16 protein-coding genes and 1 tRNA gene are annotated in these 15,554 nt (G+C 67.4%); 12 read left to right on the top strand and 5 right to left on the bottom strand.

What is annotated here, in order from left to right; translation table 11 throughout:
- Window positions 1-56 precede the first annotated feature (56 nt).
- Window positions 57-2,441: a PAS domain S-box protein gene (locus tag ABJF88_02020; protein MEP0545686.1), complete on the top strand. Its 2,385-nt coding sequence runs from the start codon at window positions 57-59 to the stop codon at window positions 2,439-2,441.
- Between the two features lie 65 nt (window positions 2,442-2,506).
- Here ABJF88_02020 and queG read toward each other — a convergent pair whose 3' ends face one another.
- The 3 genes from queG to rpsT form a co-directional block, all read right to left on the bottom strand.
- On the bottom strand, window positions 2,507-3,508 hold the full coding sequence (gene queG / locus ABJF88_02015) for a tRNA epoxyqueuosine(34) reductase QueG (GenBank protein ID MEP0545685.1): 1,002 nt from the start codon (window positions 3,506-3,508) through the stop codon (window positions 2,507-2,509).
- Between the two features lie 105 nt (window positions 3,509-3,613).
- Complete coding sequence (locus ABJF88_02010) at window positions 3,614-5,245, bottom strand: PKD domain-containing protein (protein ID MEP0545684.1); 1,632 nt, start codon at window positions 5,243-5,245, stop codon at window positions 3,614-3,616.
- 452 nt (window positions 5,246-5,697) lie between these two features.
- Window positions 5,698-5,949, bottom strand: a complete 252-nt coding sequence (gene rpsT, locus ABJF88_02005; GenBank protein ID MEP0545683.1) for a 30S ribosomal protein S20 — start codon at window positions 5,947-5,949, stop codon at window positions 5,698-5,700.
- A 158-nt stretch (window positions 5,950-6,107) separates the two neighbouring features.
- Between rpsT and ABJF88_02000 the strand changes: the two genes are divergently transcribed.
- The 10 genes from ABJF88_02000 (at window position 6,108) to atpG (ending at window position 14,020) form a co-directional block, all read left to right on the top strand.
- Window positions 6,108-7,007: a M23 family metallopeptidase gene (locus tag ABJF88_02000; GenBank protein ID MEP0545682.1), complete on the top strand. Its 900-nt coding sequence runs from the start codon at window positions 6,108-6,110 to the stop codon at window positions 7,005-7,007.
- Between the two features lie 172 nt (window positions 7,008-7,179).
- Complete coding sequence (locus ABJF88_01995) at window positions 7,180-7,662, top strand: polymer-forming cytoskeletal protein (protein ID MEP0545681.1); 483 nt, start codon at window positions 7,180-7,182, stop codon at window positions 7,660-7,662.
- 6 nt (window positions 7,663-7,668) lie between these two features.
- Entirely contained in the window at window positions 7,669-8,010 is a 342-nt protein-coding gene (locus ABJF88_01990; protein ID MEP0545680.1) for an AtpZ/AtpI family protein, read from the top strand.
- 122 nt (window positions 8,011-8,132) lie between these two features.
- Window positions 8,133-8,462: a hypothetical protein gene (locus tag ABJF88_01985; protein MEP0545679.1), complete on the top strand. Its 330-nt coding sequence runs from the start codon at window positions 8,133-8,135 to the stop codon at window positions 8,460-8,462.
- Complete coding sequence (gene atpB, locus ABJF88_01980; protein ID MEP0545678.1) at window positions 8,459-9,781, top strand: F0F1 ATP synthase subunit A; 1,323 nt, start codon at window positions 8,459-8,461, stop codon at window positions 9,779-9,781. The genes ABJF88_01985 and atpB overlap by 4 nt, the downstream gene beginning before the upstream one ends.
- A gap of 99 nt (window positions 9,782-9,880) precedes the next feature.
- A complete protein-coding gene (gene atpE, locus ABJF88_01975; GenBank protein ID MEP0545677.1) occupies window positions 9,881-10,111 on the top strand; it encodes an ATP synthase F0 subunit C in 231 nt (76 codons plus the stop codon).
- 72 nt (window positions 10,112-10,183) lie between these two features.
- Window positions 10,184-10,717, top strand: a complete 534-nt coding sequence (atpF, locus tag ABJF88_01970) for a F0F1 ATP synthase subunit B (GenBank protein MEP0545676.1) — start codon at window positions 10,184-10,186, stop codon at window positions 10,715-10,717.
- A 37-nt stretch (window positions 10,718-10,754) separates the two neighbouring features.
- Complete coding sequence (gene atpH, locus ABJF88_01965) at window positions 10,755-11,348, top strand: ATP synthase F1 subunit delta (GenBank protein ID MEP0545675.1); 594 nt, start codon at window positions 10,755-10,757, stop codon at window positions 11,346-11,348.
- A gap of 94 nt (window positions 11,349-11,442) precedes the next feature.
- Window positions 11,443-13,047: a F0F1 ATP synthase subunit alpha gene (gene atpA, locus ABJF88_01960; GenBank protein ID MEP0545674.1), complete on the top strand. Its 1,605-nt coding sequence runs from the start codon at window positions 11,443-11,445 to the stop codon at window positions 13,045-13,047.
- A gap of 46 nt (window positions 13,048-13,093) precedes the next feature.
- Entirely contained in the window at window positions 13,094-14,020 is a 927-nt protein-coding gene (gene atpG, locus ABJF88_01955) for an ATP synthase F1 subunit gamma (GenBank protein ID MEP0545673.1), read from the top strand.
- Between the two features lie 140 nt (window positions 14,021-14,160).
- Here the strand turns inward: atpG and ABJF88_01950 are convergent, their stop codons facing one another.
- Both ABJF88_01950 and ABJF88_01945 read right to left on the bottom strand, forming a co-directional pair.
- Window positions 14,161-14,469 carry a hypothetical protein gene (locus ABJF88_01950; protein ID MEP0545672.1) on the bottom strand — a complete coding sequence of 103 codons (309 nt, stop codon included), beginning with the start codon at window positions 14,467-14,469 and terminating at the stop codon, window positions 14,161-14,163.
- Window positions 14,470-14,750: 281 nt separating this feature from the next.
- Entirely contained in the window at window positions 14,751-15,158 is a 408-nt protein-coding gene (locus ABJF88_01945) for an META domain-containing protein (protein ID MEP0545671.1), read from the bottom strand.
- A 158-nt stretch (window positions 15,159-15,316) separates the two neighbouring features.
- Here ABJF88_01945 and ABJF88_01940 point away from each other — a divergent pair.
- A tRNA-Ser gene (locus tag ABJF88_01940) sits at window positions 15,317-15,406 on the top strand.
- The last annotated feature ends 148 nt before the right edge of the window (window positions 15,407-15,554 follow it).

Genomic DNA, 15,554 nt, shown 5'->3' with positions numbered 1-15,554 from the left:
CGCGTGTTCGTACGCAGCACCCATCGTTTCCGCCTGTTTCGCCCGTTGCCGCCCCGATGTCCGCCACCAATCGTAACACGTCGATCCCGAACGGACATCGACTTCCAGAATGCGAGGGCGGGGAGTGCACGGCGACGACCGCGCGCCCCTTCGAAGCGGTGGCGACGCACCTCCCGGTCCCGCTCGTCCGCCTGCGGCCCGACGGCACGCTCTGCTTCGCGAACGAGGCGGCGGCTCGGCTCACCGGCCACGCGACCGAGGCGATGGTAGGCCGCCCGCTGTGGCTGGAGATCACCCACCCCGAGGACCGGCACCGGCTGACGGGCGCGCTCCGCTCCGCGCTCCGGCAGGGGCATGCGGAGACGAGCATCCGCTTTCAGACGGCCGGCGGCGCGATGCGTCGGGCGAACGTCCGCCTCCAGAGCGAGGGCGACGAGATGAGCGGGGTGTTCGTGGACGTGACCGAGCGCGACGAGATGACGGCCGCGCTCCTCCAGAGCGAAATGCTCTACCAGACCTTCCTCGAACAGAGCCCCGTCGGCATCGCCCACCTCGACGCGGAGGGCGTCGTCACGTTCGAGAACCACCGGCTCCGCACGATTACGGGCGAGGACGCCGACGCGGCGTGGATCGGTCGAGCGCTGAGCGAGATCGCCGGCTTTGACGACCGGCTGTGCGCGCTCGTGATGCGGATGCTGGCCGAAGGGGACCCGTTCACAGCGGACGACCTCGTCGTCATGCGCAGCGACGGACGCAGGCGGATCGCGCAGGTGTACGGTGCGGCGATCCAGCACCCCGAGGAGGGGATCATCGGTGGCGTGCTCATGCTCACCGACGTCACCGAAGAGCGCGAGCGCGAGGAGGAACTCCGCGTGCTCCAGCGCTACGACCAGGCAGGGCTCGCGCTGCGGGACGCGGCGCTCGCGTCCACGTCGGAACCCCACACGTTTCTCGCTGCCGCCGCGCGCATCCTCGGCGAGACGGCGGGCGCCGACTGCGTCGCCGTGCTGCTGCCCGAAGAGGGGGCCGAAAGCTTCGGCGAACAGGCCCGGTGGAGCGGCGCGTCCGATGAATCCGGTACCCCGATCCGGTTCGACGCGGCAGTCTGGGCTTCGCTCTCGAGCGATCCCACGCGGACGCTCCCGCGCGCCGTGGCAGAAACCATTGGGGGCGGAGCCGTAGTGCTGCCGTTTACGGTGGAAGGAAAGCCGGGCGGCATGCTGCTGCTCACGGGGCGCAGCGACTCCCCGGAGCGGTGGGCCCCCGCCGAGCGCCGCGCGCTCCGCCGCCTCGGCGTGCTGTTCGAGACCCTCTGGGGGTGGATGCTGGCCGAGGCTCGCTACCGGCAGGTCGTCTCGTCAGTCGAGGACAGCCTGTTCTCGTTCACTTTTGCCGAGGGCGGGGAGCGATTGTATTCCTTCGCCACGCGGCAGATGGAAGCGCTGACGGGCTATTCGACGGACGAACTCCTCTCCGGCGAGCTCTCGTGGGGCCGGTCGGTCGTGTTCGCCGACGACCGCGATGCTGTGGCGAAGCACGAGGAACGCCTGCGCGCTGGACACGAGAGCCGGCTCGTATATCGGATCCGCACGGCGCAGGGCGGCGTCCGCTGGCTGCGCGAGAGCGCCACGCCCGGCCGCGACCGTACGAGCCACACCGTCGTGGCGGGCATCCTCTCCGATGTGACCGAGGCGAAAGAGGCCGAGGCGACGCTGATTCAGGCGCGGCAGGATGCGGAGTCGGCTACCCGGATGAAGTCCACGTTCCTCGCCACGATGAGCCACGAGATCCGGACTCCTCTCGGCGCCATCAGCGGCTTCGCCGAGCTGCTGCTGGAAGAGGTCGCGGCGCTGCCTGAGGCCCCGCCCGAAGTCACCGAGTTCGCCTCGACGATCCGCACGAGCACGAAGAAGGTGCTCCGCCTCGTCAACGACCTATTCGACCTCGCGAGCCTGCAGAGCGGGCGGATGTACGTGGACCGCGCCCCGGTGGCGCTGCACCCCATCGTCACGCAGGTGACGGCCGGCCACAAAGCGGCCCTCGCCGAACGCGGCGTGGCCCTCGACTTCGACCTCGCGGCGGACGACCCGATCGTGCTCGGCGAGGCGCGGCGGATCGAGCAGATCGTCGAGCACCTCGTTTCGAACGCGGTGAAGTTCACCGAGGCCGGGCACGTCCGCATCGCCACGGGCGTGGACGAGACGGCCGTGCGGATCACCGTCGAGGACACGGGGATCGGCATCGAGCCCGATTACATGGCGGACCTCTTCGAGCCGTTCTCGCAGGAGGACAACCGGCTCAACCGGAACTACGAGGGCTCGGGCCTCGGCCTCGCGATTGTCAAGCGCATCGTCGAAGCGATGAACGGGACCGTCGTCGTGGCGAGCGAGCGCGGCGAGGGCACGCGGTTCGACGTGACCCTGCCCCGCGCCGACGGCTGAGGGGGTACGAAACGAGGGACCGAAGAGCCGAGGATTTGCGGCGGCGCCACCTCCAGGTCGCGCACTCATCGTCTCTTCGCCTCATCGTCTCTTCGCCTCTTCGCCTCATCGTCTCCCAGGCTCTCCAACGCAGCCCGCACGTTGCGCTGGAACCCTTCGAACTTGGCTCGCTTCACCGGGCTCTTGCGGAAGCGGGCGCGGAAAGCCTCGAGGTCGAGCTCGACCCACTCGCGCAGCTCGGTGTCGGTGACGCCGGGGCGGGGGAGGAAGCGCGGCTCCTGCGTCGGGCGGCTGAACTTGTTCCACGGGCACACGTCCTGGCAGATGTCGCAGCCGAAGATCCAGTTGCCGACCTCGCTGCTCACGCCGTCGGGCAGTTCGGCCCCGCGATGCTCGATCGTGAGGTACGAGATGCAGCGGTTCGCGTCGATCTGGTACGGCGCGTCGAGGGCGCCGGTGGGGCACGCATCGAGGCAGCGTGTGCACGAGCCGCAGTAGTCCGGCACGAGTCCGTCCGCCGGCAGCGGCACGTCCACGATCAATTCGCCGATGAAGAAGAACGACCCCAGCTCTCGGTTGAGCAACATCGTGCTCTTCCCGACCCACCCGAGCCCGCTCCGTGCCGCCCACGCCTTATCGAGCACGGGCGCGGAGTCGACGAACGCGCGCCCCGAGATGCCGCCGACCGCCTCGTCGAGCCAAGCGTAGAGCGCGAAGAGCTTCTCTTTCAGCACGTCGTGGTAGTCGTCGCCCCACGCATACCGGCTGATCTTGCCGACCTCCGGCCCATCGGCGTGCGCCACGGGCTGATGGTAGTTGTGCAGCACGGAGATCACCGTCTGCGCGCCGTCGACGAGTAGGCGCGGGTCCACGCGTTTCTCGAAGTGGTTCTCCATCCACTGCATAGAGGCGTGGCGGCCTTCGAGCAGCCACCGTTCGAGCCGCTCGGCTTCGACGTCCAATCGTTCCGCCTTCGCGATGCCGCACGCGTCGAAGCCGAGGCGGCGAGCCTCTGCTTTGAGAGCGTGCGCGATCCGTTCGCGGGCGAGCAGGTCGAAGCCGGGCATCGGGGGACAGGCGGTGGGAGATACAGAGAGGATATGAAGAAAGGCGGGCCTGCGATTGCAGACCCGCCTTCCAAACTACCTGCTTTTCAGCAGAGGAGGGACGACTTACATACCGTCGTCGTCATCCATGTCCATGTCGTCGTCCATGTCCATGTCATCATCCATGTCCATGTCGCCGTCCATCATGGAGTCGAGCTCCGTGCAGGGGACGGGGATGGACTCGGCGCGGCGGCTGCCGGCGCCCTGGTCCTCCTTGTAGTTGTCGTCCGGAGCGACGCCGAGGCCGCGAGCGCGGAGGCGGCTGGCATCGATGCCGTTCTGGACGTAGTACGCTTCAACCGCAGCGGCGCGGCGCTCGGACAGGCGGAGACCATCGCGTTCGCGGCTATCCGCGTAGGCGTTGATGATCGTGCAGATGTCCGGGCAGCGCTCGAGGACGGCGATGTTCTCGTCGAGGCGGCTCATGGCCTCCTCATCGAGCGTGCTCATGTTGCGGTCGAAGTAGACCGTGTTCAGGTCCGTGACTTCGTCGCAGAAGCGATCGACGACCGTGACGGTCATCGTGCACGTGTCGCTGCCGGCCTCGTTCGTCGCCGTGAGGGTGACGTTGTAGGTGCCGACTTCGTTGTAGGCGTGCGTCGCATTGAGCGTGCTGGCCGTCGTGCCGTCGCCGAAGTTCCACTCGAAGGTGACGGGGCGGGTGCCAGCAGACGTGGCCGAGAAGTTGACGGTCTCACCCACATTCGCCGTCATCGGACGGGCGGCACACGCGGAGAGGACCGGGGCTTCCATCGGCGGCTCGTTGACCGTGACGAGGCAGGTCTCCGTGTCGGAGTTAGCCGGGCCGGTCGCGGTGAACGTGACGGTGTAGGTCCCGGCGGCGGAGTAGCTGTGCGTCGCTACGAGGCCGTTCGAGGAGGAGCCGTCGCCCCACGCCCACGAGTAGGTGAGGGGGCCCGAGGCGTCTTCGTTGACGAACGCCGTGAACGTGCCGGCCTGACCCACTTCCAGCGACGTAGCGCAGTCGATGGTCGCCTCGACCTCTTGGACCGCACCGCGGAACCAGAAGCGAGCGCCGCCACCGATGAGGGCGAGCCAGTCGAAGTCGGAGTTGTCCCCCGCGATGCCCTGGGCACCGGGGTTCGTGCCGTCGATAGCGTTATCCGGGAAGAGGAACGCCGCGTTGCCCTCGAGGAAGAGGGAGAACTTCCGGCCGAGGAGGAGGTCGACACCGCCGCCGACGAGGGGGCCCCAGGCGTCGGTGGTTTCTTCAGCACCGCCCGTACCGGGCGCGTTGTCCGTTACCTCGCTGAAATCCGGCTCGAACGAGTAGCTCACGCCGAGCTTGACGTAAGGCGTGATCTTCGAAGACGGGAAGACGAAATAGCGGAAGGCCGCCTGGATCTGCGAGCGCGACTCGACGGCGTTCGTGAAGGTGCCGTCGAAGTCGGTCTGGAGTTCGGGGTAGTTCCCGTAGTTATACGCTACACCGAAGGCGAGCGAGGGCGTGAACTGGTAGCCGATCTCGCCAGCGGCGGCGTAGCCGGGGTCGCTGAGGACGTTGTCGGGGTCGTTATTCGGGGCTCCGTCGATATCGCCGCCGTAGAGGCCGAGGCCTCCGTAAGCGCTGATATAAGGCGTCTTGTACGGGCGTGCGACTTGGGCTTCCGCCACTGTGGCGAAGAGCAAGAACGTTGCGCAGGCCAGCAAGAGCGGAGATTGTAGACGCTTGGTCATAGTGTCTTCTCCTTGGGGTGTGGTTCGGGTGACAGGGGAGTGGATGGCAAACCGGCTGAAGCCGGGTTGTTATTCGCAAGTAAGGTCAGGGGTGGCCTGACACGGAGTATGCGAAATAATACGGTGACATGCAATAAAACGGCGGGGTTCGGGCGCTTTTCTCAAGACGTGCTGAGGGAGAAGAAGGGCCCGGCCGTTACGGTACTAAGGGGCGCCGGGGCTCGGAAGATTGGAGACGGCGAGTGCCGTTTTATCCAAGATTCGGGCGTCCGGCTGTCGCGTCAACTGAGGATCGGGAGACACGGTTCCGCTCGAAGCGGTAGATCAAAGAGCGGAGCCTCGCTGCAGAACGCTGGCAAACGAAGCAGAGCGCTCGACGGAACGAGAATCGAGCCCCCTTACAGCGACGGCCCACACGGCGGAGTGCGCGGTGTGGGCCGTAAGTGAACGTACTAGAGCGCGTTGACCATCTTGTCGAGGTGGCTCTTCGTGTGTGCCGCCTTGTTGGGGGTGATGACCCGCTTCGTGGCGAGACGGTCGAGGTAGCCCTTGACTTCGTTGAGGAGCGGCTCGGCCTCGGCCCGGTTCTCCGTGGCCTCGAGTTGCTTGATCATCGTGCGCATACGCACCTTGTGGTAGCGGTTGCGGGCACGGCGCTTCTCGTTCTGACGGACGCGCTTCTCTGCGGACTTGTGCTGGGGCATAAAAGGAAAGCGTTGATTCGTGCTGAAAGCCGTGCGCGGTTCTTGGTAGAGGATTAACACCATCGGCCGGCGAAGACGCTAATTTAGCACGCTGGGTTTGCGGATACAATGAAATGAAGCGCGCTGCCCGTTAATCCTCGGTAAAAGCGCCCGCGCTTATGACCTCTTTTCTGTTAGACCTCGCGAGGGGCACCGATGAGCCCCGGACCGTGATCGTCGTGGACGAGAGCGGGGTGGAGCACCCGCGCCAGTACCAGCTCCACCCGCGCCGGATCCTCTACCTCGTGGCAGCGGCATCTGGCGTCCTCGCCGTCCTCCTCCTCGCGCTCGTTCTGCTGACGCCCATCCGCACGCTCGTCCTCGGGCCGGACCCGGAGGAGCTGCGCGAGACGGCTCGTCTCAACACGATCCGCGCGGCGGCGCTCGAGGACTCCCTCGCCCTCCAGGACGAATACCTCGCGCGCCTCCGCACCGCCATCATCGGCGAGGAGGAAGAGGGCGAAGACGACGTCGAGCAGCCGGACACCGCAGCGACCCGGGCCGACGCCCGCCCGATGGACGTCCCGACGCGGCCCCGCTCCGACGACTGGGCCGACCACGAGCAGCCCGCCCTCTCCCTCGGCCGCCTCGCTGCCGACCGCCGCGCCGTGCCCAGCGGCGCCGCCGAGGCGTACCTCGCCAGCCTCCAGTTCCCCGCGCTCCCGCCCGTCGAGGGCTTCTTCGCGCGCGGCTTCGACGCGGCGCGCGGGCACTACGGCATCGACGAAGCCGTGGAAGAGGGTACCCCCGTCCGCGCCATCGGCGACGGCTACGTCGTGTTCGCCGACTGGACGAACGATGGGGGCTACGTCGTTGCCGTCCAGCACGCCGACGGCTATCTTTCCGTCTACAAGCACAACAGCCGCCTCCTCAAGCGCATCGGGGACCGCGTGCGGAGCCGGGAAGCCGTCGCCCTCAGCGGCAACACCGGCGAGATCACGACCGGCCCCCACCTCCATTTCGAACTGTGGCGGAACGGGCTGGCGCAGGACCCCCGGCTCTACCTCATCGGACTCTGACTCGTCGGACGCTGACGCCTTCTGCGCCGAGGTCCGCGTGGGATGGGACGGGCGGTTTGTCGCCGAGACCGGACGAAAAGCCGGGGCGTACTATTGGACGGGGCCGGCCTCGTACCGCGAGGCGTACAACCCATTACGTTGCCTCTCCACCACGCTTGACGAACTAGGCACCATGGCCCTTTTTAGAAACGACAACAGCGACCCCACCATGTCGAAGCAGCGAAGCGGCGCTCCGGTCCCTCCGGGGCAGGTCAACATCATCGGACACGGCACCGTCATCGAAGGCGGTCTCCGGGCAAAGAGTGATGTCCGCATCTCCGGAAAGGTGATCGGGAATGTGAACGTCGAAGGCAAGACCGTCGTCACGCCGGAGGGCGTCGTCGAGGGCGAAGTCCGCTCGTCCCACGCCGACATCGCGGGGCGGATCGAGGGGGAGCTGTTCGTGCAGGAGCGGCTCGTGCTGAAGGATTCGGCCGTCGTGGAGGGCAACATCCACACAGCGAAGCTGGTGATCGAGGACGGCGCCAAGTTCTCGGGCACGTGCGAGATGGGCGGGCAGTCGAAGCCCGGCCCCGGCAAGCCCACACCCTCCGCGGCGGACGAGGCGAGCGAAGGCCGTCGCGCCGACCGGCCGGCGGCTCCGCCGAAATCGTAGCCCGCGATGACGCCGGGCGAGCCCCCCGATAAGAGGAACGCGCCCGTCCGCATCTTCGGCAGCTCGATGCGGGAGGCGGGGCCCTACTTCGGCCTCGGCATCGAGATCACGATCTCGATGGTGTTCTTCCTCCTCCTCGGCTACTTCGCCGACGGGTGGTTCGGGACGAGCCCGTGGCTGCTCATCACCGGCATCGTCCTGAGCGTGGTGGCGACGGGGGCGACGCTCTACCGCGTCGTCCGCGAGATGGACCGGGCGAGCGCGGCGAAGAAGGCCGAGAAGGCCGAGAAGGCCGCGAGCGAGGCGCGGGAGGACGGGGGATCGGGGGCTGGCGGGCCGCGGGCGTAACGCCGCGGAACGGGCCGATTCGTCCAGATTTCACCACCTCTCCCCGGCCCCTCCAATCCGCTCCGCTTAATTTGCCCGCCCTGCTCGCAGGAGCGTCCTCGCTCGACGCCACCGCCCCCGCTATGACGACCGACGTACTCCTGTCAATCGTGCTGGGCGGCGCCATCGGGCTAGCCAACGCGCTGGCGAGCTACGGGCTCTACCGCCTCGTTCGGGGCCGAGAGGACAAGACCTTTTACGCGGTCGTCCTCCTCGGCATGCTCGGGCGGATGGGCCTGGCGCTCCTCCTCGTGACGGGGATCGTAGGATTCCTGCCGATTCACCTTTTTGCGTTCATCAGCGCGCTGCTCGTCAGCGTCGGTGCCGGCCTCGCGGTCGAAACAGCCCTGATCCACCGGGGCGCCGCGAAGCGGACCGACGGAGTGGCCGCCTCACCCCGCACCCCGCTGTGACGATCACCGCTGCGACGACCCGGTCTCTACGGGCTCTCCTGCTCTGCGCGCTCGCCTTCGGCGCGGTCGCCGCTCCGGCCCACGCGGCCGGCGAAGGCGAGAAGCTCGACGCCATCGGCCACACGATGGACGGCAACTACCTCGACTTCTCCCCGATGGGGAAGATCGAGCTCCCGCGCATCTTCCTCGTCCGCACCGCCGACGGCTCGCTTACGGTAGAAGCGTTCGGCAGCACGCTCGGCGCGCTGCAGTCCGGCCGCTACATGGTCGTTGCCGCCGACGGACCCGACGGCGCTGCAGCGAACGGCGATGGCGTAGCGAACGCTGACTTCGCCGCAGGGCCTGATGGCGTGATCGATGGCGCGACCGCGCCCTATGGGGCCGGCGAGCCGCCCGACAACGAGCTGACGGTCACGCAGGACGTGTTCGACTACAACGTCTACCTCTATTCCGGGATCGCCCGGACGGACGGCGAGATCGTCGTCGACTTCTCGATCACGCGGCACCTCGTCCTCGCGATCCTCGGCGCCCTCCTCCTCTGCGTCACCCTCATCTCGCTCGCGAACCGCTACAAGCGCGGCGTCGGTCGGACGGAGGCGCCGCGCGGCAAGCTCCAGAATCTGATGGAGACGTTCGTCGTCTATGTCCGCGACGAGATCGCGCGCCCGGCGATCGGGCCGAAGGCGGACAAGTACCTCCCGTACATCCTCTCCGTCTTCTTCTTCATCCTGACCGTCAACCTCCTCGGCCTCGTCCCCTTCAGCGCGACGGCGACGGCGAACATCACGGTGACGGCCGTGCTCGCGCTCTTCACGTTCTTCGTGACGCAGTTCGCGGGGACGAAGGACTACTGGGCGCACATCTTCAACCCGCCCGGGATTCCCGGCTTCGTCAAGGTCATCATGATCCCGATCGAGATCATGGGCCTCTTCATCAAGCCGTTCGCGCTCGCCGTCCGTCTCTTCGCGAACATGACGGCGGGCCACCTCGTGATCCTCAACCTCATCGGGCTGATCTTCGTCGTCGGCGGCATCTTCGGCGCGGTGGCGGGCTTCGGGACGGTCATTCCGAGCCTGCTCCTGACCCTCTTTATCTACGCGCTCGAGATCCTCGTCGCGTTCATTCAGGCGTACGTCTTCACGTTGCTCTCGGCCGTGTTCATCGGGATGGCGGCGGCGGAGCACGAGCATCACCACGATCACCACGTCGAGGGACACGAGGCCGTCGCGCTCGAAGCGTCGGCCCCCCTCGTTCACGGCAACGGGCAGCCCATCGCCACCGACACCGTCGGGACCGAGGCGGCCCTCTCGCCCGCTTGACCCGCTGTATCTCCGATACCCCGTAGCACCCGGGGCGGGCCGCGCCTGCCCTCTTTCACCTACCATCGACCCGGTTCACCCCACACCCAACAGGTACTCATGGATCCGTTCTCGCTTGCTTTCCTCTCCGCCGGCATTGGTGCCGGCCTCGTCGCCATCGGCGCGGGCTACGGCATCGGCCGGCTCGCAGCGGCCGCCCTCGAAGGCTCGGCCCGCCAGCCCGAGGCCGGCGGCGACATCCGTACGACGATGATCATCGCGGCGGCCCTCATCGAGGGCGTGGCCTTCTTCGGCCTCATCGTCTGCATCCTCCTCGCCATCAAGGCCTAAGGAGCGCGTCCCGGCGGGCGGCCTCTGGGAGGCCGCCCGCTCTGCTATCCCCCTCTGGACTCCGACCGAGCTATGACTCTCGCCGCCTCCTTCCCGACGGCCCTCGTCCTCGCGGCCGACCTCCTCTCGCCCAACGTCGGCCTCGCCGTCTGGATCACGCTCGTCTTCGCGACGCTCGTGTTCCTCCTGGGCAAGTTCGCGTGGGGCCCGATCACGTCCGCCCTCGCCGAGCGCGAGGCGACGATCGAAACCTCGCTGACGCGGGCCGAGAAGGCGCTCGCCGAGGCGAAGCAGCTCGCCGCCGACAACGAGAAGGCCCGCCGCGAGGCGGAGCTCGAGGCGCAGAAGATCCTCCGCGACGCCCGCGAGGCGGCCGAGGCCTCCCGCACCGAGCAGGCCGAGAAGACCCGCCAGCAGATCCGCCAGATGCAGGCCACGGCCGAGGCCGAGATCGAACGCGAGAAGCAGCAGGCCCTCGCCGAGCTCCGCGCCGAAGTCGCCGACCTCGCCATCATGGCCGCCGAGAAGATCCTCCACGAGACCCTCGACGCCCCGCGTCAGAAGAAGCTCGTGGACGACTTCATCGCCGACCTCCCGAAGAACTAGCGCGCCCCAGCACGGCGCCGTCCCGTAGAGACGCAGCATGCTGCGTCTCTACCTCCGCCTCCAGATTTACGCCCCCATGAGCGACGCAACCGTGGCCCGCCGCTACGCCCAGGCCCTCTACCAGGAGGCCGAGGCCGCCGGCGACGCCAAGCGCATCGACGAGGACATGAAGAGCGTGCAGGAGAGCCTCGACGCCTCGCGCGACCTCGAGCTCTTCTTCCGCAGCCCCATCATTGCCCGCGAGAAGAAGGAGGCCGTCATCGGCAAGCTCTTCGACGGGAAAGTGGCGCCGCTCATCGTCCGCCTCATGCGGCTCCTCGTGCAGAAGGGCCGCGAGGACATCCTCCCCGCTGTCATCCGTCAGTACGGCGACCTCCGCGACGAGCACCTTGGCGTCGTCGAGGCGACGGTGAGGACGGCGATGCCGATGGGCTTCGACGAGACCGAGGCGCTCCGCAAGGCGCTCGAAGCGCGGACCGGCAAGAGCGTCCGCCTCCGGATCACGGTCGAGCCCGAGCTCCTCGGCGGTGCCGTCGTCCGCATCGGCGACCGCGTCTACGACGGGAGCGTCCAGCACCAGCTCGAATCGCTCCGCGAACAACTCGAAGAGCGCGCTTACTTGAGTAATTAGTCCGTGGTGCATGGTCCGTGGTCCGTCGCTCTCGACTCCGGCCCTCGGCACCAACCCTTACCACGGACAACTGACAACTGACAACGGACCAAACATTATGGCAACGGCAATTCGTCCCGATGAAGTCACCTCCGTGCTCCGCAGCGAGCTCGGCGGGTTCTCCACCGAGACCGACGTCTACGAAGTCGGCACCGTGCTCCAGGTCGGCGACGGTATCGCCCGGCTCTACGGGCTCTCGAACGTCCAGGCCGGCGAGCTCATCGAGTTCCCCGGCTCCGGCGTCACCGGCATGGCGCTCAACCTCGAAGAGGACAACGTCGGCGCCGTGCTCTTCGGCGAGGTCAACGAGGTGAAGGAGGGGGACGAGGCGCGCCGGACCGGCCGCATCGCCTCCATCCAGGTCTCCGAAGGAATGCTCGGGCGCGTCATCGACCCCCTCGGCAACCCGGTGGACGGCAAGGGCCCGATCGGCGGGGAGAAGCTGGAGATGCCGCTCGAGCGCAAGGCGCCGGGCGTGATCTACCGCGAGCCCGTGACGGAGCCGCTCCAGACCGGCCTCAAGTCCGTCGACTCGATGATCCCGATCGGGCGCGGCCAGCGCGAGCTCGTCATCGGCGACCGGCAGACGGGTAAGACCGCGGTCCTCATCGACACCATCATCAACCAGAAGCGGACGCACGAGGAGGGCGACAAGCCCGTCTACTGCATCTACGTCGCCATCGGCCAGAAGGCCTCGACGGTGGCGCAGGTGATGCGGACGCTCGAGGAGGAGGGCGCGCTCGCCTACACGGTGATCGTCAACGCCCCGGCGTCGACCCCGGCCCCGCTCCAGTACATCGCCCCGTTCGCGGGCGCCTGCATCGGCGAGTTCTTCCGCGACACCGGCCGCCACGCCCTCGCCATCTACGACGACCTCTCGAAGCAGGCCGTCGCCTACCGCCAGGTCTCGCTCCTGCTCCGCCGCCCGCCCGGCCGCGAGGCGTACCCCGGCGACGTGTTCTACCTCCACTCGCGCCTCCTCGAGCGCGCCGCGAAGATCACGGCCGACCAGGACATCGCGCAGCAGATGAACGACCTCCCCGACAGCCTGAAGGACAAGGTCAAGGGCGGCGGCTCGCTCACGGCGCTCCCCGTCATCGAGACGCAGGCCGGCGACGTGTCGGCGTACATCCCGACGAACGTGATCTCGATCACGGATGGGCAGATCTACCTCGAGTCCGACCTCTTCAACGCGGGTGTGCGCCCGGCCATCAACGTCGGCATCTCGGTGTCGCGTGTGGGTGGCAATGCGCAGATCAAGGCGATGAAGAAGGTCTCCGGCACGCTCCGCCTCGACCTCGCGCAGTACCGCGAGCTGGAGGCGTTCTCGAAGTTCGGCTCCGACCTCGACCCGGCCACGCAGCGGCAGCTCGCCCGTGGCGCGCGGCTCGTCGAGATCCTCAAGCAGGGGCAGTACCAGCCCGTGCCGGTCGAGGAGCAGGTCGCCATCATCTACGTCGCCGGGCAGGGGCTCATCGACCGCGTGCCGATCGAGAAGGTCCGTGAGTTCGAGAAAGAGTTCCGCGAGCGGCTTCGGATGAAGCACCCCGGCCTCCTCGCCTCGATCCGCGAGACGGGCGTGATGAGCGACGAGGCCGTCGCCGGGCTCCGCAAGGAGGCCGAAGACCTCGCCGCTATCTACACGAACCAGCCCGCGTAATCCCGGACAGACGCCCCGCCGGGGCGCCTCTACCCCCGACTGAACTATGGCGAGCCTCCGCGACATCCGCACGCGCATCGCGTCGGTCCAGAACACGCAGCAGATCACCCGCGCCATGAAGATGGTGGCGGCGGCGAAGCTGCGCCGCGCGCAGGAGCAGATCTTCCAGACCCGCCCCTACGCGTTCAAGATCCGCGAGATGATCGGGCACATCCGCGAGTTCGTGGACCCGACGAGCCACCCGCTCTTCCAGCCGCGCGAGGCCGCCGCGACCGTGCTCGTCGTCGTCGTGACGTCGGACCGCGGGCTCGCCGGGGCGTTCAACGCGAACGTGCTGAAGTCCGCCGAGGCCGCCATCACGGAGCAGTACGACGCGCTGCGCGGCACGCCGAACCTCAAGATCATGGCCGTCGGCCGGAAGGGCCACGACTACTTCCGCAAGCGCGGCTTCACCCTCGTCGGCGACTACCGCGGCTTCTTCAACGACCTCGCCTTCGGCCGCACCGACGCGATTGCCGACCGCGTCGTAGCCGGCTGGATCGACGGCGAGTGGGACGAGGTCGTCGTGGTCTACAACGAGTTCAAGAACACGATCGCGCAGAACCGCATCGTCGAGCCCTTCCTGCCGATTCCGACGACGACGTTCTCGACGCCGGTGATGGAGGAGGACGCGGGCTACCGAGGCCCGGTGACCGACCACAAGGGCGACGTGGACTACATCTTCGAGCCGAGCGCCGAGGCGATCCTCGAGAAGCTGATCCCGCAGTATCTCAGCTACCAGCTCTGGCGGATCGTGCTCGAGAGCAACGCTGCCGAGCAGGGCGCGCGCATGGTGGCGATGGACAACGCCACGAGCAACGCGGGCGAGCTCCTCGACCAGCTCCGGCTGACGTACAACCGCGCTCGCCAGGCCGCGATCACGACGGAGATCATCGAGATCTCGTCCGGCGCCGAAGCGCTCCAGCAAGCGTAGCACATGGCGCGACAGAAACAGGAAAAGGGCGGCCGTCGAGCCGCCCTTTTTCGTTGATGCTACTCCACTGGCGACCCGGCTCTCGTCGTTCTGCGGGCTGTGCCGTGAACGTGGCCCTCTGGGGTCCTGCTGGGGCCCCGCTAGTTGTGCTGTGCTAGACTCAGCGGCTCGGCTCCCGTCATGCGGGGGTACTTCACGTCCAGCCAAACCTCCAAGATGGCGTCCTCCGCCTCGACTCCCGTCACGGAATCGCAGCAGGGCCACAGCGTCGCCGTGCCCCCTGAGCGGTTGCGGCTCGGCTCTCGGTCCTTCCACCGCGCCAGCTTTTTAGCGTCCAAGTTCGGCATGCCGACGTAGAAGCGATCGGCTCGGAGGAAGACGTTGAAGTGGGCCTCGTCATCGTGGGCGACGACGAGGAAGCAGTAGCGAATGGAGGACATGGGAGTCATGGCGTGTTGCGTTGAGTCCCTCCTCGTAGTACAAGCGCTGTGCCTCTGCAGTCCATCAGAAGTGGCAGGGCGTGTGTCCCGCTGGCCTCGGGGTTCCCCGCGCAAACCCCCAATCTGCGCCTAAATGCCTTCAATTTGGATTATTCAGGCATGGAACGGCGCGTTCCGCACCCTCCGAAGCAGCGGGTCCGCCGACCGTGTCATGCTCCGTCGGCTCGTACCGCCCCGCCGGGTGGCCTGCTTCCTTCCTACCCACTTCCTTTCATTTCCTCCCGCTAATGTCAGCGGCGGGTGTAGACGAGCGTCGTCCCGGCGGCTGAGAGCAGGAGTTCGTCGCCCCGCACCTCGTTGGCGATGGTCTTTCCGTCGAGCACACCGAGGATGGCCTTGCTGAGAGCGTCGAACGGCGGCGGGCACGCCCGCTTTGTCGAGGCGAGGTGCGAGACGGCAATCCGTCCGTCGTCGGTGGGTTGCACCGAGCCGCTGAACTGGTTGCAGCCGTCGGAGCCGGCGATGCGGCCCTCCTCGATCCGCAGTGTCGGCACGTCGGCCGCCGGGGTGACAGAGCCGGTTGGCGTCTCCGCGCGCTGGAGGACCCATTCGGTGCCGTCGAGCGACGACTTGGAAAGGACGCAGCCGCTCCCGACAAGCGAGAGCGTCATGAGGTAGAGGAGGAAGCGGAGGATCACGGCGGGGCGGGGTAGGAGGGGGAAAGGGGGCGTCTACGGCCGGGGCCGGTGGACGGGCGGGACGAGCCTTTTTGGAGGCTGCGTCAAAAACGCTCGACCGTTTGGCACGCGGCACGCGCGGGACTATCTTCCGTGCCTGTCCGATTCAGCGACGCCCCGGAGAGGTGGGTGAGTGGCTGAAACCACCGGTTTGCTAAACCGGCGTACGCTTTCAGGGCGTACCGAGGGTTCGAATCCCTCCCTCTCCGCCGCGAACGACCCCGTTCGCTCTGCCCGGCACCGACCCGTTCGGTGCCGGGCTTTTTGCTGGCTAACCCTGCGGATGCGCGCTGGAAAGCGATGATTTCGGGCGGCGGCGAACCACAACAGATAACGAGAACGAGACTTAAAAGAGCG

It is taken from the genome of Rhodothermales bacterium, assembly GCA_039944855.1.
In the GTDB taxonomy this organism is placed as follows: Bacteria; Bacteroidota; Rhodothermia; order Rhodothermales; family JANQRZ01; genus JBBSMX01.
This window is presented reverse-complemented; position numbering and strand designations above follow the sequence as displayed.

What these genes read in the sequence shown, in the direction of transcription:
- ABJF88_01985 (MEP0545679.1), top strand. Translation starts at nt 8,133, where the DNA reads ATGACGACCGACGTACTCCTGTCAATCGTGCTGGGCGGCGCCATCGGG.
- rpsT (MEP0545683.1), bottom strand. Translation starts at nt 5,949, where the DNA reads ATGCCCCAGCACAAGTCCGCAGAGAAGCGCGTCCGTCAGAACGAGAAG.
- atpG (MEP0545673.1), top strand. Translation starts at nt 13,094, where the DNA reads ATGGCGAGCCTCCGCGACATCCGCACGCGCATCGCGTCGGTCCAGAAC.
- queG (MEP0545685.1), bottom strand. Translation starts at nt 3,508, where the DNA reads ATGCCCGGCTTCGACCTGCTCGCCCGCGAACGGATCGCGCACGCTCTC.
- atpF (MEP0545676.1), top strand. Translation starts at nt 10,184, where the DNA reads ATGACTCTCGCCGCCTCCTTCCCGACGGCCCTCGTCCTCGCGGCCGAC.
- atpH (MEP0545675.1), top strand. Translation starts at nt 10,755, where the DNA reads ATGCTGCGTCTCTACCTCCGCCTCCAGATTTACGCCCCCATGAGCGAC.
- atpE (MEP0545677.1), top strand. Translation starts at nt 9,881, where the DNA reads ATGGATCCGTTCTCGCTTGCTTTCCTCTCCGCCGGCATTGGTGCCGGC.
- ABJF88_02020 (MEP0545686.1), top strand. Translation starts at nt 57, where the DNA reads ATGTCCGCCACCAATCGTAACACGTCGATCCCGAACGGACATCGACTT.
- ABJF88_02010 (MEP0545684.1), bottom strand. Translation starts at nt 5,245, where the DNA reads ATGACCAAGCGTCTACAATCTCCGCTCTTGCTGGCCTGCGCAACGTTC.
- ABJF88_01950 (MEP0545672.1), bottom strand. Translation starts at nt 14,469, where the DNA reads ATGACTCCCATGTCCTCCATTCGCTACTGCTTCCTCGTCGTCGCCCAC.
- ABJF88_01995 (MEP0545681.1), top strand. Translation starts at nt 7,180, where the DNA reads ATGGCCCTTTTTAGAAACGACAACAGCGACCCCACCATGTCGAAGCAG.
- ABJF88_02000 (MEP0545682.1), top strand. Translation starts at nt 6,108, where the DNA reads ATGACCTCTTTTCTGTTAGACCTCGCGAGGGGCACCGATGAGCCCCGG.
- ABJF88_01990 (MEP0545680.1), top strand. Translation starts at nt 7,669, where the DNA reads ATGACGCCGGGCGAGCCCCCCGATAAGAGGAACGCGCCCGTCCGCATC.